Origin of the sequence: Stenotrophomonas acidaminiphila (genome assembly GCF_014109845.1) — a bacterium.
GTDB lineage: Bacteria > Pseudomonadota > Gammaproteobacteria > Xanthomonadales > Xanthomonadaceae > Stenotrophomonas > Stenotrophomonas acidaminiphila.
Genome location: NZ_CP043567.1, coordinates 3450731 through 3469521 on the forward strand (window position 1 = coordinate 3450731; position 18791 = coordinate 3469521).

The window sequence follows — 18791 nt, forward strand, 5'->3', positions numbered from 1 at the left end:
GGGGAAGGAGTTCCAGGTACAGCTTCAGCGCTGGATCAGATCAGCGGCGCCGGGGTGGCCGGAAGCGCGACCGGAGCCGCCTTCTTCTTGCGGGCAGCCGGCTTCTTCTTGGCAGCAACCTTCTTGGCGGCCGGCTTCTTGGCAGCAGCCTTCTTCGCGACCTTCTTCACCGCCTTCTTGGCGGTGGCCTTCTTGGCGACCTTCTTCACCGCCTTCTTGGCAGTGGCCTTCTTGGCGACCTTCTTCACGGCCTTCTTGGCGGTGGTCTTCTTGGCAACCTTCTTGGCAACCTTCTTCGCCGCCTTCTTCACCGCCTTCTTGGCGGTGGTCTTCTTGGCGACCTTCTTCACTGCCTTCTTGGCGGTCGCCTTCTTGGCAACCTTCTTCACTGCCTTCTTGGCGGTGGCCTTCTTCGCGACCTTCTTCACTGCCTTCTTGGCAGCAGCCTTCTTCGCGACCTTCTTCACCGCCTTCTTGGCGGCCGGCTTCTTCGCAGCTTTCTTCGTGGCCATTGGATGGCTCCTCGTCAGTGATCTATGGAATTGAAATGCCCAGTTGAAGCAAATCCGCGGTGTATCGCGGAGGACCGACGATGCGTCAGCCGCATCGTGACGGATACAGAAACACCCGCAACGATTCCCGCCACGGGTGCCATGTCTTGTTCGGGGGGTGTTTCGCGGAAGGAAGCGACTCCTGCTCCACCATCTGCGCAATCGTGGCGGACGTCCAGGTTGTGCTTCGCATCTGAATGTTGATCCGGCTCACTCGCTTCCGCAGCAAAGGTCTGCTGGGCGAAACCTAATCACGGTTTTTTTTTACTGTCAACTACCCGCGCGCAACTTTTTACGGAAAGCTTCACACCGACCCTGCCGGCAACACCCGTCTTCGCCACCCGCGCATCCATCGATGCGGCCACGCGCATCGCACGCGCAATGCCGGCGCATGCGAAAAACACCGTAAAAAAAGCACTATTCGTTCCCGGCCCGATTGTGCGGCGTCGCGCATCGCGCGCGCGCCGCCGGCGGCGGCGCAGTTCCAGGCATGTGAAAAAAAAATGTCGGTGCAACCTGGTTTTGATCCGCCGCGGACGTGCCTGCGCGCATCGCGGGGAAGGTTTTGCGCAAACACTTCGCACCCGCCAGAGCCATTGCCGGCTTCCCGCCGATCGCGATCGCGACCTCTGCTCGCCGCTTCGCCGGGTGGTCCGGACGTCGCGCATGGACGTCGGCCGACGACCGCCGCGCACCGCCCTCCCGCGACCGATGCCCGGCGGCATGCCCGCGCTCGCCCACCGCATCGACAAGGCGACGGAGCGGCGACACGCCGCCGACGTCGCGGTGGCCGGAAACGGAAACGGAAACGGCCGCACAAGGCGGCCGTTTCCGTTTACCCGAGGCGACCGGATCAGTGGTCGTCGTTCTCCAGCAGTTCGGCGTAGTCGTCCGGACCCAGCAGTTCATTCACCTGCTCCGGCTCGGACATCTCGACCACGAACAGCCAGCCTTCGCCGTAGGCGTCCTCGTTGATGGTTTCCGGCTTGTCGGCCAGCGCTTCGTTGACTTCGATCACGGTGCCCGACACCGGGCTGTAGACGTCGGAGGCGGCCTTGACCGACTCGACCACGGCCGCGGCGTTGCCGGCCTGCACCGTGTCGCCCACGGCGGGCAGTTCGACATAGACCAGGTCGCCGAGCAGGCCCTGCGCGTGGTCGGAAATACCGACGGTGACGCGGCCATTGCCTTCGACGCGGGCCCATTCGTGGGATTTGAGGAATTTGAGGTCGCCGGGGATCTCGCTCATGGAACTGCTCCGGAAGAAACGGTGGACGGGATGGACGCTTAGTTTAACGGACGGCGCGGGACGATGCCCCGCGCGCCCATGGAAGGTCAGCCGTTGATGCCGGGTTGCGGCTGGCCGTCGCGCACGAACGGGAACTTGACCACGCGCACCGGCACTTCCTTGCCGCGGATGTCCACGCGCACGTCGCCCGGTTCGCCGGCCGGCACCCGGGCGAAGGCGATGGCCTTGCCCAGCGTCGGCGAGAACGTGCCGGACAGGATTTCGCCCTCGCCATTGGCAGTGAGCACCTTCTGCCCGTGGCGCAGCACGCCCTTGTCATCCATCACCAGGCCGATCATCTGCCGCGCGTTGCCGGCGGCCTTCTGCGCCTCCAGCACGTCGCGGCCGATGAACCCACGGCCCTCGTCGAGGGCGACGGTCCAGGCCAGCGCGGCTTCGTACGGGGTGACGCCCTCGTCCATGTCCTGGCCGTAGAGGTTCATGCCCGCTTCCAGGCGCAGCGTGTCGCGCGCGCCAAGACCGGCCGGCTTCACGCCTGCGGCCAGCAGCGCGTTCCAGAACCCGACCACCGCCGCCTGCGGCAGCAGCACCTCATAGCCGTCCTCGCCGGTGTAGCCGGTGCGCGCCACGAACAGCGGCACGCCGTCGGCGGAGGCGACGTCCAGCGCGGCGAAGCGGCCGAGCTTTTCCAGCGCGGCACGGTCGCCCTCGGCGACCAGGCCGGCGACCAGCGCGCGCGCCTGCGGCCCCTGCACCGCGACGATCGCCAGGTCCTCGCGCTCGATCACGTCCACGCCGAAGGCCTGGGCATGCTGGCGGATCCAGGCCAGGTCCTTCTCGCGGGTGGAGGCGTTGACCACCATGCGGAACAGGTCGTCGGCCAGGAAGTAGACGATCAGGTCGTCGATCACCCCGCCCTGCGCGTTGAGCATGCAGGAATACAGCGCCTTGCCGGTGACCTTGAGCTTGTCGATCGAATTGGCCAGCAGCTGGCGCAGGAACTCGCGGGTGCGCGCACCCTTCAGGTCGACCACGGTCATGTGGCTGACGTCGAACATGCCCGCGGCGCGGCGCACCAGGTGGTGCTCGTCGATCTGCGAACCGTAGTGGATCGGCATGTCCCAACCGCCGAAATCGACCATCTTGGCGCCGAGCGAGCGGTGGGTTTCGTTGAGGAGAGTCTTCAGGGTCATGGCCGTTCCATGCGGGGAAAGACGCCATTATCCCAGATGGCCCCGGGCAAAGCCCATGGCGGCACGGAACCCGCGCCGCCGTGCCTCAGGCCTCCTGCACCTTCAGCGTCATGCCGTCCACTGCCACCACGCGCACGTGGCTGCCGGCCGGCAGGTCCGGGCCGGACACCACCCAGAACGCATCGTCGATCCTGGCCCGGCCAACGCCGTTGGCGATGGCCTGCTCCAGCACCACCACCCGCCCGATCAACTGCTCGGCGCGACGGTTGAGCAGCGGCTGGTCGCTGGGCCGCGCACGCCGGCGGAACCAGGTGCGGTAGACCTGGATCGAGACGAAACTGAGCACCACGAACAGCACGACCTGCATCAGCACGGGCAGCCCGTCGTACGCCCACACCCCCAGGAACACGGCGGCGGCGGCAAAGCCCATCCACAGCATGAATGCGCCCGGGGCCATCGCTTCGGCGGCGAACAGGATCACCGCCAGCGCCGCCCAGCCCACCACTTCCCAGCGCATGGCTCAGCGCCCCAGCGGCGGCGGGTTGCCGCGCGACGGCGATGCCTTGCGCTCTTCCTGCCTGGCGAAGGCCTCGCGGGCCAGCTCGGCGACACCGGCGATGGAACCGATCACGCCGCTGGCTTCCATCGGCATCAGCACCAGCTTCTGGTTGGGCGAGCTGGCCAGTTCGCGGAAAGCCTCCACGTACTTCTGCGCGATGAAATAGTTGATCGCCTGCACGTCGCCCTGGGCGATGGCCTCGGACACCATCGAAGTGGCCTTGGCTTCGGCCTGCGCCAGGCGCTCGCGCGCCTCGGCATCGCGGAACGCGGCCTCCTTGCGGCCTTCGGCCTCCAGCACCGCCGCCTGCTTCTCGCCGTCGGCGCGCAGGATCTCGGCCTGGCGCAGGCCCTCGGCCTCGAGGATCTGCGCGCGCTTCTCGCGCTCGGCCTTCATCTGCCGCGCCATCGAATCGACCAGGTCGCGCGGCGGCTGGATATCGCGGATCTCGATGCGGTTGACCTTGATGCCCCAGGGATTGGTGGCATGGTCGACCACACTCAGCAGCTGCGCGTTGATGGTCTCGCGCTGGCTGAGCGATTCGTCCAGGTCCATCGAGCCGATCACCGTGCGGATGTTGGTCTGCACCAGTGCGATCATCGCCACCTCCAGGTTGGCGACCTCGTAGGCGGCCTTGGCCGCATCCAGCACCTGGAAGAACACCACGCCGTCCACCCGCACCACCGCATTGTCCTTGGTGATGACTTCCTGGCTGGGCACGTCCAGCACCTGCTCCATCATGTTGACCTTGCGGCCGACGCCGTAGACGACCGGGATCAGGAAATGCAGGCCGGGCGACATGGTGTGGGTATAGCGGCCGAAACGCTCCACCGTCCACTCATACCCCTGCGGCACCATGCGCACGGTCTTGAACAGGACGATGGCACCGGCCACCAGTATCACCACCGCGAGAAAAACACCGCTGCCCATCAGTACGCTCCTTGTGGAACCCGATCCCCGGGTATGTACCGAGTATAGCCAGCCCGCGGAGGCTAGAACGGCAGCCGGCCGCGCAGCACCTGCACGAACATCACCCAGTCGCCGGCGAACGAATACAGCGGATGACTGAACGTGGCCGGACGGTTGTGTTCGAAGAAGAAATGCCCCACCCAGGCGAATCCATAGCCGCAGCCCAGCGCCGCCAGCGCCCAGGGCCAGCGCCCGCTCAGCAACGCCGCCAGCAGGCACAGCAGCGCGGCACCGCTGCCCACCACATGCAGCCGGCGGCAGGTGCGGTTGCGGTGTTCACCGAGGTAGAACGGATAGAACTCGCGGAAGCTGGCGAAGCGGGCCATGGGCGCATCCCGGGGCGGGCACTGCGCGCAGCATAGCGCCCTAGGGCGCAGCGCCTCGCGGGGCGGCCATGATCACGCCCATGCCCAACAGGCACAGGGCGGCGCCGAGCAGGTCCCAGCGGGTCGGCGCCACGCCATCCACGCGCCACAGCCACAGCAGCGCAACGCAGACGTAGACGCCGCCATAGGCGGCATAGACGCGGCCGCTGGCGGTCGGGTGCAGGGTCAGCAGCCAGGCGAACAGGGCCAGGCTGGCCGCCGCCGGCAGCAGCAGCCACGCGCTGCCCTGCTGGCGCAGCCACAGCCACGGCAGGTAGCAGCCGACGATCTCGGCCAGCGCGGTCACCCCGAACAGCGCCAGGGTCTTGATCACGGCGCGTCCTTCTCCGCCTGCTTGACCGCCTGCCACAACGCTTCCTGCTGTTGCAGGTCCAGGGCGGACATCGCCTGCCCGCGCGCGGCGGCAAGCGCTTCCATGGCGCGGAAGCGACGCTCGAACTTGAGATTGGCGCGGCGCAGCGCGCTGCCCGGGTCCACCCGGGCGTGACGGGCGAGATTGGCGCAGACGAACAGCAGGTCGCCGATCTCGTCTTCCAGCCGCGCGTGGCTGCCCGGGTGCGCGGCGCTGTCGAACTCGGCCTGCACCTCGTCCACTTCCTCGCGCAGCTTGTCCAGCACCGGGGCGACGTCGGGCCAGTCGAAACCGGTACGCGCGGCCCGCTTCTGCAGCTTCAGCGCCCGCTGCCATTCGGGCAGGCCGGGCGCGATGCCGGCCAGCGCCGAGCCGTCGGTGTCGCCGGCATCGGCGCGCTCGCGCTGCTTGATCTGCTCCCAGTTGGCGACCACCTGGCCGGCGTCATCGGCCTGTGCGTCGCCGAATACGTGCGGATGCCGGCGCAGCATCTTGCCGCTGATCGCCGCGACCACGTCGGCGAAGGCGAACGCGCCCTGCTCGCTGGCCATCTGCGCATGGAACACCACCTGCAGCAGCAGGTCGCCCAGTTCGTCCCTGAGGTCGGCCAGGTCGTTGCGGTCGATCGCGTCGGCGACCTCGTAGGCCTCCTCGATCGTATAGGGCGCGATGCTGGAGAAATCCTGCTGCAGGTCCCACGGGCAACCGCCGTGCGGATCGCGCAGGCGCGCCATGATCCGCAGCAGGGTACCGATGTCGCCCGGCGCGCCCAGGTCGCCGCTGCCGCTCACGGCGCGGCCAGCCAGTCGCGCCAGGGCAGCGCGGGATCGCCCAGCGCGATGAAGTCGCCATTGAGCAGGCGCGGCCGGCGGTTGTAATGGAACGGCTCGCCGGTGTCGGCGGCCAGCAGCACGCCACCGGCCGCTTCCAGCACGCACTGCCCGGCGGCGGTATCCCATTCGCTGGTCGGCCCCAGCCGCGGGTACACGTCCAGCGTGCCCTCGGCGATGCGGCAGAACTTCAGCGAGGAGCCCTGCGCCACCAGTTCGATCTCGCCCATGCGCGCGAGCAGTTCGCCGGTGCGCGCATCGCGGTGCGAGCGGCTGGCCGCCACCCGCAGCGGCAGCGCCGGCGGCCGCCGGGTGAGGATCGCATCCTCGCGCCCGCCCTCGCGGCGCCACGCGCCATCGCCACGCATGGCGTGCCAGACGACGTCGCTCACCGGTGCCTGGACCACGCCGAACACCGGCGCGCCGTCGCGGATCAGCGCGATGTTGACGCTGAATTCGCCGTTGCGCTTGATGAACTCGCGGGTGCCGTCCAGCGGGTCGACCAGCCAGTAGTCCTGCCACTGCCGGCGCGCGTCCCACGGCAGCTGCGCCGACTCCTCCGACAGCACCGGCAGGTCCGGGGTCAGCTGCGCCAGGCCGTGCACGATCACATGGTGGGCGGCGAGGTCGGCGCTGGTGAGCGGGCTCAGGTCGTCCTTGTGCTCGACGTCGAACCCGTCGGCATAGACCTGCATGATCGCCGCGCCGGCCTGCCGGGCAATGCCGATGACGGCTTCGCGCAGCGCTGCGTCCACGGCGCTCATCGCGCCGTCCCCAGCCATTCGCGGGCGATGAACAAGGCCGCCAGCGAGCGCCCCTCGGAAAAATCCTCGCGCAGCATCAGCGCATCCAGGTCAGCCAGTTTCCAGGGCACCACTTCCAGTTCCTCGGGTTCGTCGCCGGCAAGGCGCTCGGGGTAGAGATCGCGCGCCAGCACCAGCCACGACTGGTGGCTCATGTAGGTCGGCGCCAGGGTCAGCGTGCGCAGCACGTCGATGCGGCGGGCGCCATAGCCGGCCTCTTCCTTGAGCTCGCGGTCGGCGGCCTGCTCCGGCGTCTCGCCGGCATCGATGCGGCCCTTCACCAGCCCCAGTTCGTAGCGGTGCAGGCCGGCGGCGTATTCACGCACCAGCAGCACGGTGTCCTCGTCCAGCATCGGCACCACCACGACGGCCCCATGGCCACGACTGACCAGCCGCTGGAAATGCCGGCGCTCGCCGTTGGAGAACTCCAGGTCAAGGTGCTCCTGGTGGAACGGGCCGATGTCCTCCCCACGCACGTGATGGATGAGCGGCAGCCGGCGGCTCATGCACGGCCCCGGGCGGAAGACGGGCGGATCGCTAGAATGCGCACTGGCAGATACGTTTCCATGAGCCCGAAATGCTAGCAGACCCCGCCGTCGCGCCGTTGAACCCGCCTTGCCGGAGCCGCGCATGCGCCTGACCCGCTGCCCCGTGGCGCTGCCGCTGCAGCCCGGGCAGACCCTGGCGCTGCCCGAGGACGCCGCCAACCACCTGGTACGGGTGATGCGCCTGCGCGAGGGCGATGCCTGCGTGCTGTTCAACGGCGACGGCAGCGACTACGCGGCAACGCTGCTGGCGGTGGGCAAGCGCGAGGTGCAGGTACGTATCGACGCCGCACGCGCGCTGGACAACGAATCGCCGCTGGCCATCACCCTGCTGCAGGGCATCGCCCGCGGCGAGAAGATGGACCTGATCCTGCAGAAGGCCACCGAGCTGGGCGTGACCGCCATCATCCCGGTGAACGCCGAGCGCACCGAAGTGAAGCTGGATGCTGCACGTGCCGAGAAGCGCCTCGCGCACTGGCGCAGCGTGGTCGGCGCGGCCTGCGGCCAATCCGGCCGCGCCCGCATTCCGGCGCTGTCGCCCCCGCAGGCGCTGGCCGCGGCGGCGGCGGCGTTGCCTGCGCAGAGCCTGCGCCTGACCCTGGATCCCCTGGGCGAGCATCGCCTGTCCGCGCTGCCGCCCGCGCCGGCGGGCGGCGTGGTGATCGCCATCGGTCCGGAAGGCGGCTGGTCGCCGCGCGACCGCCAGCAACTGGGCGATGCCGGCTTCCAGGGGTTGCAGCTGGGACCGCGCATCCTGCGCACCGAGACCGCGGGCCTGGCCGCGATCGCGGCATTGCAGGCACGGCTGGGCGACCTGTAGCGGCGGCCACGGTCACGGCGGGGGCGTCGGCGACGATCCCCCGGCGGCGGGAAGGTTGTCAGCGGGACCCGGCGCGCAGCCGGGCGTGGCTCAGACCACCGCCGCCAGCGCGGCGACCACCGCGCTTTCGATCGCGTCCAGGTCCGGCAGCAGCGCGCTCTGTTCGCCCAGCAGCACGCGCATGTGCACGCCCTGCGGCAGGCTCTCCTCGGAGGCGTCGGCGAGCAGGCCATCGCGCGGCACCGCAATCAGCTGCGGGAAGGACTGGGTCAGCAGCGCGAAGTACGGCATCTCCGGGTTGCCCCCCAGCGCCTTGAGCACCACCACCTTGTTGCTGCCGGAGACCGGCTCGTCGCCGCCGTTGAAGCGGGCATAGGACAGCAGCGGCACCTCCCAGCCCTGCCAGGCGATGTAGCCGGCCAGCCAGTCGGGCGCACCCTCGATGGGCTGCACCGGCACCCGCGACATCATCTCGGCGACGGTGGCATTGGGCAGCAGTACGCGCTCGGCGCCGGCCTGGATCAGGACGCCGCGGACTTCGTCATTGCTTGCGTAACTCATGGTCGATTCCTTGATCGTGTGCGGCTCAGCCGTAGCTGCGCTGGACCAGCTCGCCGGCGAGGTATTCCGGCGGCCCGGCCGGATGCCCGGCCACGGCCAGCTGGCTGGCGGCTTCCGGGTCGTAGCAGCCATCGCCGCTCTGCCCCGCCACCCAGCCGCCGCGCTCGGCGAACGCCAGCGCCTCCGGCACCAGCGACGGGTCGGCGCCACTGAGCATCACCACCGCCGAGCGATCCGCCGCCAATGCCTGCAGCACCGGCACCGTTTCATCGGCGAAACGCAGCCCACCGGCCTGCGCGGCCACCCCGACACCGTCCTGCAGCACGTAGACATTGCCGCCTTCAAGCGCCTGCCCGGCCTCGGCCAGGGCGACCGGCAGCATGGCGACGCGCGACATCTGCTTGACCAGGTTGGCGTAGCGGCCACCGTCCAGGCGCATCTGCACCAGGACCGGCAGCGGGAAATCATCCGGCAGCGCGCTCAGCAGGCGACGCACCGCATCGGGCCCGCCGATGCCGGCCAGCAGCAGCACCGCGCCCTGCGCGGCAGCCCCCGCGTCCGCGTCCAGCGCGACCAGCGACAGCGCGCCGGTGCCGATGGCGTCCGCGGCCTCGGTCTGTGCCAGGGCGACGTCCACGGCCGGCGGGGCGGCCACAGCGGGCGCGACATAGGCATCGTCGTCGAGCAGCGACCAGCTGTGGAAACTGCCGGGCAGGGATGGGCTGCCAGCGGCCGCCGGGGCCGGGGCATCCTCCAGCGGCGGCAGCTCGGGCGGTCCGGCCGACCCGGGGGCGGGCTCGGCCCTGGCCGGCGCCCTGGCCATCAGCTCCTCGAAGCTCAGCACCTCGGGGCGGTCGTGGACTGCCGGCGGCGGTGCATACAGCGTGTCGGCCGGCACTTCGTCCAGGTGCTGCGCCGCCTCTTCGACATGGAACTGCAGCGGCGCGTCGGCATGGCGCTCGGCCGGGCGCTCGGGCATGCCCGGTTCGGGCAGCGGCAACGCTTCGTCTTCCTGCCCCGGCGGCAACACCTGGTCATGGCCCTGCAGCTTGGCGGCGAGGTGGCGCGTCCAACGCTGCGCATCCCAGCCTTCGCGGCGCGCGGCCAGTTCGGCTTCCTCGAACATCAGCTCCAGTTGCGGAGCCTCCAGGGCCGGGGCAAGACGCTCCAGCGCGTCCTCGAGCGCGGGTTCGAGCGCCACCAGCACCATCGCCGGCCCCACCGCCTGCAGGGCGGCCGGGTCCAGCACGCCCGGGTCTTCTTCCAGGACCAGCGCGCCGCCAGCGGCGAGTACCGCCTCGCGCAGGCGGTCGCGGGCCACGCCGGGCCGCGCCAGCAGGGCCACGGGCCTGGCGGCGGAGCGGTCACTCGCGGACACGGGCGATCCCCAGCAGGTCGTAGACGTTACGCATCAGATCCAGCTCCTGGTACGGCTTGCCGAGATAGCGCTGCACGCCGATCTCGAATGCGCGCTGGCGGTGCTTGTCGCCGCTGCGCGAGGTGATCATCACGATCGGCACTTCCTTGTAACGCGGGTCGGCGCGCATCGCGGTGGCCAGCTCGTAGCCATCCATGCGCGGCATTTCGATGTCCAGCAGCATCAGGTCCGGCACGCGCTCCTCGAGCCGTTCCAGCGCCTCGACGCCGTCGCGCGCGGCCACCACTTCGAAGTTGTGGCGCTCCAGCACGCGGCCGGTGACCTTGCGCATGGTCAGCGAGTCGTCCACCACCATCACCAGCGGCACCTGCCGCTGCTGGCCGACCGCGGCCGCTTCCACCGGCTGCTGCGGCTGCGACAGGTGGCGGCGCACCAGCGGCGCGACGTCCAGGATCACCACGACATTGCCTTCGCCGGTGATGGTGGCGCCGTAGATGCCCGGTACCGAGGCGATCTGCAGGCCCACCGGCTTGACCACGATTTCGCGGTTGCCCAGCACCTGGTCGATCGCCACGGCGGCGCGCAGGTCGCCGGCGCGCACCAGCAGCAGCGGGATCTGCGGCTGGCCTTCGGCCTTGGCCACGGCCTGCCCGACCAGCGTACCGAGATCGTGCAGCGCGAAGTCCTCGCCGTTGTAGTGGTAACCGCCCTGGCCGGACTCGAAACGCTCGCGGGCGATGCGGCCGATACCGCTGACCGACGCCACCGGCACCGCGAAGGTGGTTTCGCCGATGCGCACGAACACGGCCTGGGTGACGGCCAGCGTCTGCGGCAGGCGCAGGGTGAAGGTGACGCCTTCGCCGCGTACCGAGTGGATGTCCACCGAGCCGCCGAGCTGGCGCACTTCGTTGCGTACCACGTCCATGCCCACGCCGCGGCCGGCGAGCTGGCTGACCTGCTCGCTGGTGCTGAAACCGGAGGCGAAGATGAGGTTGTCCAGGCGCGCGTCTTCCACCTGCTCGCCGGGCTGGATCAGGCCACGCTGCTCGCCGCGGCGACGGATGGCCTCGCGGTCCAGGCCGGCGCCGTCGTCGGCGACTTCCAGCACGATTTCCGAACCTTCGCGGCGCAGGCGCAGGGTGATGACGCCCTCTTCCGGCTTGCCGGCGGCCAGGCGCTGCTCCGGCGTTTCCAGGCCATGGGCCACGGAGTTGCGCAGCATGTGCTCCAGCGGCGCGACCATGCGGTCGAGCACGTTGCGGTCGAGTTCGCCGTGGGTGCCTTCCAGGTTCAGGTGCACCTGCTTGCCGATGTCCTGCGCGGCCTGCCGCACCACGCGACGCAGGCGCGGCACCAGGCCATCGAACGGCACCATGCGCGCACGCATCAGGCCGTCCTGCAGCTCCGAGCTGACGCGCGACTGCTGCTGCAGCAGGGCGTCGTAGTTGCGCGACAGGTCGTCGAGCACGCCCTGCAGGCCACCCAGGTCGGCCGCCGATTCGTTCAGCGCGCGGCTGAGCTGCTGCAGGGTCGAGAAGCGGTCCAGTTCCAGCGGATCGAACGCCTGGTCGGCCTGCTCCTGCTCGCGACGGTAACGGGCGACGATCTGCGCCTCGGTTTCCAGGTCCAGGCGGCGCAGCTGGTCGCGCAGGCGGGCGTTGGTACGGTCCAGCTCGCCCATGGCGCTGCGGAACGCGCCCAGCTGCTGCTCCAGGCGCGAGCGGTAGATCGCAACCTCGCCGGCGTGGTTGACCAGGCGGTCGAGCAGGTCGGCGCGCACGCGCACCTGCTCCTGGGTGCGGGTGCTCCCCTCCTCGTCGACGGCCTGGGCCTCGACCACGGGCGGCGACAGCGGCTCGCTGGCGATGGCCGCGGCAGGCAGCGGCCGCGATTCGACCACGGGCGCAGTCGCGGTCGCGGTCGCCGGCACTGCCACGGCGTCGGCGTCGGCGTCGGCGCCAACTTCGATCTCGACTTCGGTGACCGCTTCAACTTCGGCAACGGCCTGGCTGTCCGACGCCCCATCGCCTGCGGCATCGACCGGCGACGGCGGTGCCGGATCGGCGGCGGTGCTCGCCGCCTGCCATTGCGCTTCAGGCGCTGCCTGCGGCACGTCGACGGCGGTCGATGCCACGGCCGCCAGCGACGGCGGCACGGCATCGGCCGACGCAGTCGCTTCCAGCGCTTCGCCACCGGCGGTACGCGCCTCGAACGCCTCGATGAGATCGACCGGCATCTGCACCGCGCGGTGTGCGCCGGTGCGGATCAGCAACTGGTGCAGGCGGTCGAAACCGCGCTCGAGCAGCTGCACGTCGCCGCGGCCGATCTCGGTGCGGCTGGCCGCCACCGCTTCCAGCAGCGACTCGATGCCGTGGCCGAGGTCGCCGATGGCATTGATGCCGGCCATGCGCGCGCCGCCCTTGAGCGTATGCAGGTCGCGCTGCAGCCCGGCCAGCAGTTCGCGGTCTTCCGGTGCCGAGCGCAGCTCGCTGATGAGGCGGTCGCAATGGTCGAGCAGGTCCTTGCCTTCCTCGACGAAGATATCGACCAGTTCGCGGTCGAGGTCGTCGAAGTCGAGCGGGCCGGCATCGAATGCCGCCGCTTCCGCGGCGACCGCAGGCGACTCGGCTTCCTGCACCGGCGGCGTCAGCGGCGTCAGCTCGAGCGCCGCATCGGCTCCTGCTTCCGCTTCCGCTTCCGCTTCCGCCTCTGCCTGCGCTTCAGCTTCAGCCTCTGGCTCGGGCTCGGCTTCTGCCTCGCCCGCAGCTTCGGTTTCGATTCCGGCCTCGAGGGCGGTCTCCGCCGGCACGGCGTCGGCCGCAGCCTCGCCCTGCCCGGTCGGTGGTTCCACCGGCTCGACGGCATCCAGCGACGGCGTCGGCATGGCGGCCATCTCCTGTTCGATCTCGATCGGCGCCGCGGCAGCGGCATCGGACCCGGCGACGCTGTCGTCGTGGCGCGCTTCATCCTGCGGTGTGGCGGCGGCGTCCGTCGCCGGTTCGACCGGCGCGACTCCCGCATCGGTGGCATCGCTGTCCATCTCGCCGGCGGGCGGCATCGCCTGCATCGGCTCGATCGGCTCGATCGGCTCGAAAACAATCGACGTTGCGTCCAGCACCGGCTCCGACACGAAGTCGGCGCTTGTCTGGATTTCCTGCTCCACGTCATCCAGCTGCAGCGAAATGACGGCGTCATCGAGCGTGCCGTCCTGCGCCGCCCCGGTTGCCGCCTCGTCCTGCGGCGCACCGGAGAACCCGGATGCGGTCCCGGTTGCGGCGGCGGTCGCGGCGTCCGCCTCGCCTGCGCCCGCATCGTCTTCCAGCCACTCGAAGACCTGCAGCGCAACCGTCTCGTCCACCGCAGTGGCGGGCGCGTCCTGGGGAACACTGGCATCGTGCGTGGGGGCATCCGCGAACGAAGCCTCCAGCAGCGCCGGATCGAAATAGGCGGAAAGATCGCTGATGCTGGCCAGTTCCTCGGCCACCGGCAGCGGCTCCGGCTCCGCGGCTGCAACCGGCGTGGAGGCAACCGGCATGGCGTCGGCCGGGTCGTCGAAGTCGTCGTGTACCTGCGGCGGCCATTGCGCCTCCGGCAGGGCATCGGCCAGCTCGCGCAGGCGCGCGGCCAGCGGTGCGAACGACGGGATCAGCGGCGACGGCGCCTGCAGCGCGGTGATGGTGGCGGCCACCGCAGTGGCGGCCTCGCCCAGCGCGGCCACGCCATCGGCGCTCGGCACCACGGCATTGGCCAGCGAGCGCTTGACGAACGACTCGACCGGCGCGGTCACCGCGGTGATCTCCGGCACCTCGGTCATGGCGAAGGCGCCGCTCATGGTATGCACCGCGCGCAGCAGCTGCTCGCTCACCGGCTGCGGCTGCGGCTGCGACTGCGACAGCCACGCCTCGACGGTGGCCAGGTGCTGGCCCACCTCGGCCTCGAGGATCTCGCGCAGCACGCTGTCCACGGAAGCCGGCGTACCGCCGGTGGCCGCAGGCGCGGGCGCCGCGGCCGTAGCCGTAGCCGGGGGCGTGGCCGCGGCGGGCGCGGCGGCGGGCGCGGCGGCGACATGGAAGGCTTCCTCGCCGGCCGCGACGCGGTCGGCGATGTCCTGCATGCCCGCCACGTCGGCGTGGATGCGGCCGTTGCCGCGCAGGGCGGCATTGAACTGCGGCAGCACGTCGTAGGCCTGGCTCACCAGCGCGACCACCGCCGGGCTGGCCGGGCGGCTGCCATCGAGCACGCGGTTGAGCATGCTCTCGATCTTCCAGCTGAACTCGCCCAGCGTCCGCGCGCCGACCAGCCGACCGCTGCCCTTGAGCGTATGGAACACGCGCCGCACGGGGCGCAGGCGCTCCATGCTCTCGGGCGCGGCGCGCCATGCCGGCAGCAACCGGCCCAGGTTCTGCAGCTCCTCGTCGAACTCCTCGATGAACACATCGCGGATGTCCTGGTCGATCTGCTCGGCATCATTGTCGAACCCGCCGTCCACGCCTTCGCCGGCCTGCATGGCGGGAAGCGCCGCCGGCGCATCCACGACGGGGGCCGCGGGCGCGTCGGTCTCGACGGTGAGCGGATCGAACGCTGCAGCGGCCCTGTCCAGTTCGGCCAGGAACGCCGCGATTTCATGGTCCGGCGCGGCGGCTTCGCTGCCGCCATCGGCTGCGGCCGGGGCTGCGACGGCCTTGGCGGCCGGTTCGTCACCGGTGGATTCGAACGACGCTGCATCGAAGGACAGCGGGGCGATGGATTCCTCCGGCGCGGTATCGCCGGCACCGACGCTGAGAAATGCCGGGGCACCGGCATCCGTCGCGTGCGTATCGCCCGTGGCCTCGGCAGCGAACGGCTCCAACGCCAGACCGGAATCAGCCGAGAGGTCCAGCGGGGCGACGCTGAGACCCGCCTCGGCGGTGGCGGGCACGCCTTCGGCAGCGACGGGATCGAAGGCACCGAAGCCGTCGGCCGCATTCCACGCCGGCAATGCGGGCGGCTCGGCGGCCGCTGCCGGTGCAGCCGATGGCGGCGGCGCATGGATGGCGTCACCGAACACCAGCGGCGTGGGCGTCTCGACGGGCGCCTGCGGCGCCTCGAACGGTGCCGGGTCGGCGGCGACCGGGGATGCCGGCACCGGCGTTTCGCCGGCGGCGTCCATCACGAACGCCGGGGCGGCGTCTTCCTGCCGGCCTGCGACGGGCACCGGCCAGTAACGCAGCGCCTCCAGGCTGCTGCGGGTGATGTCGAGGATCTCCTCGCGACCGGGGCGCCGTTCGCGCAGCGCCTCCAGGTAGTACTCCAGGCTGGCCATGGCATCGGCCAGCGTGTCCAGCTGGCGCCCGCCGGGGATGCGCCTGCGCCCGATCAGCTCCACGCCGATGTACTGGCGGATGCCGTTCATGTAGTCCGCCGGCACCCGCAGGTCGAGCATGCGCAGCGCGCCGGACACCTCGTCCAGCAGGCGCGGCACGTCCTGCAGGCGCGCATGGTCCCAATTGGTCTCGATGAACGCGACGAAGGCTTCGCGCGCGGCGGCGAAGTTGGCGATGGCCTCGTGGGCCAGCACCTCGACCGTGCGCCGGGTCTCCACCGCGGCCGGATCCTCGTCGCCCTCCAGGGCGGCGCCGAGGTAGGCGACCTGGTCGTCCAGCGAGGCATCGACGTAGAGCAGCGCCCCGGCGATGTCCAGCAGCAGGTTGTCGTCGATGGGACGGCTGCCATCGACCACTTCGCGCAACGCGTCGCGCTGCTGCGCGACCACGCCGCGGGCCACGCCCAGTCCCATCACGCCCAGCGTGTCGGATACCGCGCCCAGTTCGTTGACCTGGGTCTGCAGGTCGGCGGTCGCCCCGCCCATGCGCACGTGCAGGTCCAGCGCATCCTTGATGCGCAGCAGTTCTTCCTTCACCGCGTTGCCGACCGTGTCCAGCAGCTCGCGGTTGCGCCCCTGCAGGCTGCCGCGCGCATGCTCCAGTTCGGCCTCGCTGGCCTTGCCCGCTTCCGGGTCGAACGCCAGCAGCACGCCCTCGTTGATGCCTTCGGCGGCGCGCGCGGCGCGGATCTCGTTGAGCAGCGGCAGCAGCACGATCGGAATATCGCGGTGGCCGTTCTGCAGGCGTTCCAGGTAATCGGGCAGCAGCACGGTGCCGCGCATCAGGGTGGCGCAGGCCTCGTCGCGGTCCGGCACGGCGCCATCGCGCACGGCGTCGGCCAGCAGCTCAAGCTCCTCGGCCACCATCGCCGGGGCATACAGTTCGACCATACGCAGCGTGCCCTGCACCTGGTGCAGGTAGCCGGCGCAGAAGCGCATGCGGCTGGCATCGGCCGGATCCTCGACGAAGTACTCGATCTCGCTGCGCGCCTGGCGCAGGGTCTCGTCCAGCTCCGGCTTGACCCAGCCCAGCGCCGCGTGGCTCATCGCATCGCGCAAGGTACTCATCGCACCCTCCCGTGCAGCATGGTTCGCTTGCCGTCCGGGCGGCCCTGTTGTGCGGTATGACGACACTTCATCTGCTGGTTCCTTTCCATCCCCGCCCGTTCAACCGGTTCAGGCCGGAAGCTTGAAGTCGGCCACCGAACGCCGCAGGTCCGCCGCCAGCTGGTTCAGCTGTCCAAGCGAATCGGCGGTCTGCCCGGCACCCTGCGAGGTCTGGCCGGTGATCTGCCGGATCACGCCCATGGTCTGGGTGATGTCGGTCGCGGCGGCGGCCTGCTGGTGGGCGGCAATGGAGATGTTCTTGATCAGGGTGTTGAGCGCGTTGGACACGCGTTCGATCTCGGTCAGCGCGGTACCGGCGTCCTCGGCCAGGCGCGCGCCCGACACCACTTCGGCGGTGGTCTGCTCCATCGAGGTCACCGCCTCGTTGGTGTCGGCCTGAATGGCCTGCACCAGGCCTTCGATACGCCGGGTCGCACCGGAGGTGCGTTCCGCCAGTCGCTGCACTTCGTCGGCCACGACCGCGAAACCACGGCCCGCCTCGCCGGCCGATGCCGCCTGCACGGCCGCGTTCAACGCCAGGATGTTGGTCTGCTCGGAAATGTCGTTGATCAGTTCCACGATCGAACCGATCTCCTGCGAGGACTCGCCCAGGCGCTTGATGCGCTTGGAGGTTTCCTGGATCTGGTCGCGGATCTGGTCCATGCCCTGGATGGTCTGGCGCACCACGCCGGCACCCTCGGTGGCGATGACCACCGAGCGCTGCGCCACTTCGGCCGACTCGCTGGAGTTGCGCGACACCTGTTCGATGGACGAGGCGATTTCGCCGATGCGGTCCGAGGCGCTGGTGATCTCGTCGGCCTGGTGGCCGGCGGCCTCGGCCAGCTGCATGGCGGTGGCCTGGGTTTCCTGCGCCGACACCGCCACCTTGCTGGAGATGTCGTTGATCGTGGTCACCAGGTGACGCAGTTCGTCCACGGCATAGTTGATCGCGTCGGCGATGGCGCCGGTCATGTCCTCGGTCACCGAGGCCTTCACCGTCAGGTCGCCTTCACCCAGCGAGCTGATTTCGTCCAGCAGGCGCATGATCGCCTGCTGGTTGCGGCTGTTGAACTCCACCTGGGTCTGGTAGCGCAGTTCCTGTTCGCGCGAACGGCTGCGCACCGTGCTCCACACGAAGCCGATGATCGACAGCACCGACAGCGCGCCGAACACCACGCTCCACCAGAAGTTGGGGAAGATGCGGGTGTCGCGGGTGGAGCCGAACGCGGAGAACGCATCGAACAGCTTGCGGCTGTTGTCCAGCATGCGGTCCGAGCCGCTGGCCAGCGCCGCGGCCGAGGACTGCGCGGCGAACAGGTTGCGCGAGCTGGCCAGGATCGCGTCGGCGTCCTTCTTCATCTTGGCCCACTGGGTGGCCGACTGCTCCAGCGCCACCTGCGCGTTGGGGTTGCGCACCGCGGTGATGCCCAGTTCCTCGCTGCCGTTGCGCAGGCCTTCGAGCACCTGGGTGAACACGGTCATGTCGCGGGCCAGGGCGTCGCCGGCACCGCTGGCGCCGGGGCCACCGGCGCGGATTTCGGTGACGCGGCGGGCCATCGAGCCCACCACCACGACCTGCTGCAGGCCGTTGTAGATCTGGCTGGACTGGGCGCCGCCGGCGGTCATCGCGCGCACCACTTCGTTCAGCTGCGCCTGCAGCTGCGGCACCGCGCCGACGAAATTGTCGGCGTTGCCGGCAAGCGCCAGCACCGCGGGCTCGCTGGCCACGATCTGCTCGGCGTTCTTGGACAGCGGCTGCCAGGTCTCGACCAGTTGCCGCAGCGGCGCGGCCACGCCGGCCTCCTGGCCGAACCGGCCCTGCAGCTCACCCACGGTGCGGTCGACCCGGGCGCGGGTGTCCTTGAACGCGGCGTAGGCGGCGCGGTTGCCGGCCACCGCCTCGCGGCCCTGGTTGGCCAGCTGCTGCGACAGCACCTGCAGGTCGGCCGCACCGGTGCCGGCGCCGGCCAGGCGGCTGCCCTGCCAGGTCGCCACGCCGGTGTTGGCGCCGAACACGATCATCGACAGTACCAGCAGGCCCAGCCAGAAATTGGTACTCACGTTGCCAAGCTTGCTGGTCTTGGCGGCGTCCGGAGCAGTACTCATGTTTCGACCTCGGTATCCAA

General features: G+C 70.1%; 15 protein-coding genes. 1 reads left to right on the plus strand and 14 read right to left on the minus strand.

From position 1 onward, the window contains the following. Positions 1-35 precede the first annotated feature (35 nt). From F0P95_RS15750 to nudE, 10 genes are all read right to left on the minus strand, one after another. On the minus strand, positions 36-467 hold the full coding sequence (locus tag F0P95_RS15750) for a hypothetical protein (RefSeq protein WP_182335009.1): 432 nt from the start codon (positions 465-467) through the stop codon (positions 36-38). 937 nt (positions 468-1404) lie between these two features. Then, complete coding sequence (gcvH, locus tag F0P95_RS15755) at positions 1405-1800, minus strand: glycine cleavage system protein GcvH (RefSeq protein ID WP_182335010.1); 396 nt, start codon at positions 1798-1800, stop codon at positions 1405-1407. 86 nt (positions 1801-1886) lie between these two features. Then, a complete protein-coding gene (gene gcvT / locus F0P95_RS15760) occupies positions 1887-2993 on the minus strand; it encodes a glycine cleavage system aminomethyltransferase GcvT (RefSeq protein WP_182335012.1) in 1107 nt (368 codons plus the stop codon). Positions 2994-3078: 85 nt separating this feature from the next. After that, on the minus strand, positions 3079-3510 hold the full coding sequence (locus F0P95_RS15765; protein ID WP_182335014.1) for an NfeD family protein: 432 nt from the start codon (positions 3508-3510) through the stop codon (positions 3079-3081). Positions 3511-3513: 3 nt separating this feature from the next. Beyond that, the gene (locus tag F0P95_RS15770; protein ID WP_182335016.1) at positions 3514-4482 is read right to left on the minus strand and encodes an SPFH domain-containing protein; all 969 of its coding nucleotides are present in this window, start codon (positions 4480-4482) and stop codon (positions 3514-3516) included. Between the two features lie 62 nt (positions 4483-4544). Beyond that, positions 4545-4847, minus strand: a complete 303-nt coding sequence (locus tag F0P95_RS15775) for an Mpo1-like protein (RefSeq protein ID WP_182335018.1) — start codon at positions 4845-4847, stop codon at positions 4545-4547. Positions 4848-4887: 40 nt separating this feature from the next. Beyond that, positions 4888-5217 (minus strand): YnfA family protein, encoded by a 330-nt coding sequence (locus F0P95_RS15780; RefSeq protein ID WP_182337046.1) that lies wholly within the window; start codon positions 5215-5217, stop codon positions 4888-4890. Beyond that, positions 5217-5993, minus strand: a complete 777-nt coding sequence (gene mazG / locus F0P95_RS15785; RefSeq protein WP_182337044.1) for a nucleoside triphosphate pyrophosphohydrolase — start codon at positions 5991-5993, stop codon at positions 5217-5219. Before mazG ends, F0P95_RS15780 begins: the two co-directional genes overlap by 1 nt. 53 nt (positions 5994-6046) lie before the next feature. Continuing rightward, positions 6047-6853: a 3'(2'),5'-bisphosphate nucleotidase CysQ gene (cysQ, locus tag F0P95_RS15790; RefSeq protein WP_182335019.1), complete on the minus strand. Its 807-nt coding sequence runs from the start codon at positions 6851-6853 to the stop codon at positions 6047-6049. Then, on the minus strand, positions 6850-7398 hold the full coding sequence (gene nudE, locus F0P95_RS15795; protein ID WP_182335021.1) for an ADP compounds hydrolase NudE: 549 nt from the start codon (positions 7396-7398) through the stop codon (positions 6850-6852). Before nudE ends, cysQ begins: the two co-directional genes overlap by 4 nt. A 124-nt stretch (positions 7399-7522) precedes the next feature. Between nudE and F0P95_RS15800 the strand changes: the two genes are divergently transcribed. Beyond that, positions 7523-8257: a 16S rRNA (uracil(1498)-N(3))-methyltransferase gene (locus F0P95_RS15800; RefSeq protein WP_182335023.1), complete on the plus strand. Its 735-nt coding sequence runs from the start codon at positions 7523-7525 to the stop codon at positions 8255-8257. A 90-nt stretch (positions 8258-8347) separates the two neighbouring features. Here F0P95_RS15800 and F0P95_RS15805 read toward each other — a convergent pair whose 3' ends face one another. From F0P95_RS15805 to F0P95_RS15820, 4 genes are all read right to left on the minus strand, one after another. After that, positions 8348-8818: a chemotaxis protein CheW gene (locus tag F0P95_RS15805; protein ID WP_182335024.1), complete on the minus strand. Its 471-nt coding sequence runs from the start codon at positions 8816-8818 to the stop codon at positions 8348-8350. Positions 8819-8843: 25 nt separating this feature from the next. Next, complete coding sequence (locus F0P95_RS15810; protein ID WP_182335025.1) at positions 8844-10196, minus strand: chemotaxis protein CheB; 1353 nt, start codon at positions 10194-10196, stop codon at positions 8844-8846. Continuing rightward, entirely contained in the window at positions 10183-16626 is a 6444-nt protein-coding gene (locus F0P95_RS15815; RefSeq protein WP_182335026.1) for a hybrid sensor histidine kinase/response regulator, read from the minus strand. Before F0P95_RS15815 ends, F0P95_RS15810 begins: the two co-directional genes overlap by 14 nt. 108 nt (positions 16627-16734) lie before the next feature. After that, positions 16735-18771, minus strand: coding sequence for a methyl-accepting chemotaxis protein (locus tag F0P95_RS15820; protein WP_182335027.1), 2037 nt, complete (start codon positions 18769-18771; stop codon positions 16735-16737). Positions 18772-18791: the final 20 nt, after the last annotated feature.

What these genes read in the sequence shown, in the direction of transcription:
- cysQ (WP_182335019.1), bottom strand. Translation starts at nt 6,853, where the DNA reads ATGAGCGCCGTGGACGCAGCGCTGCGCGAAGCCGTCATCGGCATTGCC.
- gcvT (WP_182335012.1), bottom strand. Translation starts at nt 2,993, where the DNA reads ATGACCCTGAAGACTCTCCTCAACGAAACCCACCGCTCGCTCGGCGCC.
- F0P95_RS15775 (WP_182335018.1), bottom strand. Translation starts at nt 4,847, where the DNA reads ATGGCCCGCTTCGCCAGCTTCCGCGAGTTCTATCCGTTCTACCTCGGT.
- F0P95_RS15765 (WP_182335014.1), bottom strand. Translation starts at nt 3,510, where the DNA reads ATGCGCTGGGAAGTGGTGGGCTGGGCGGCGCTGGCGGTGATCCTGTTC.
- F0P95_RS15820 (WP_182335027.1), bottom strand. Translation starts at nt 18,771, where the DNA reads ATGAGTACTGCTCCGGACGCCGCCAAGACCAGCAAGCTTGGCAACGTG.
- mazG (WP_182337044.1), bottom strand. Translation starts at nt 5,993, where the DNA reads ATGGCGCGCCTGCGCGATCCGCACGGCGGTTGCCCGTGGGACCTGCAG.
- nudE (WP_182335021.1), bottom strand. Translation starts at nt 7,398, where the DNA reads ATGAGCCGCCGGCTGCCGCTCATCCATCACGTGCGTGGGGAGGACATC.
- F0P95_RS15800 (WP_182335023.1), top strand. Translation starts at nt 7,523, where the DNA reads ATGCGCCTGACCCGCTGCCCCGTGGCGCTGCCGCTGCAGCCCGGGCAG.
- gcvH (WP_182335010.1), bottom strand. Translation starts at nt 1,800, where the DNA reads ATGAGCGAGATCCCCGGCGACCTCAAATTCCTCAAATCCCACGAATGG.
- F0P95_RS15770 (WP_182335016.1), bottom strand. Translation starts at nt 4,482, where the DNA reads ATGGGCAGCGGTGTTTTTCTCGCGGTGGTGATACTGGTGGCCGGTGCC.
- F0P95_RS15805 (WP_182335024.1), bottom strand. Translation starts at nt 8,818, where the DNA reads ATGAGTTACGCAAGCAATGACGAAGTCCGCGGCGTCCTGATCCAGGCC.
- F0P95_RS15815 (WP_182335026.1), bottom strand. Translation starts at nt 16,626, where the DNA reads ATGAGTACCTTGCGCGATGCGATGAGCCACGCGGCGCTGGGCTGGGTC.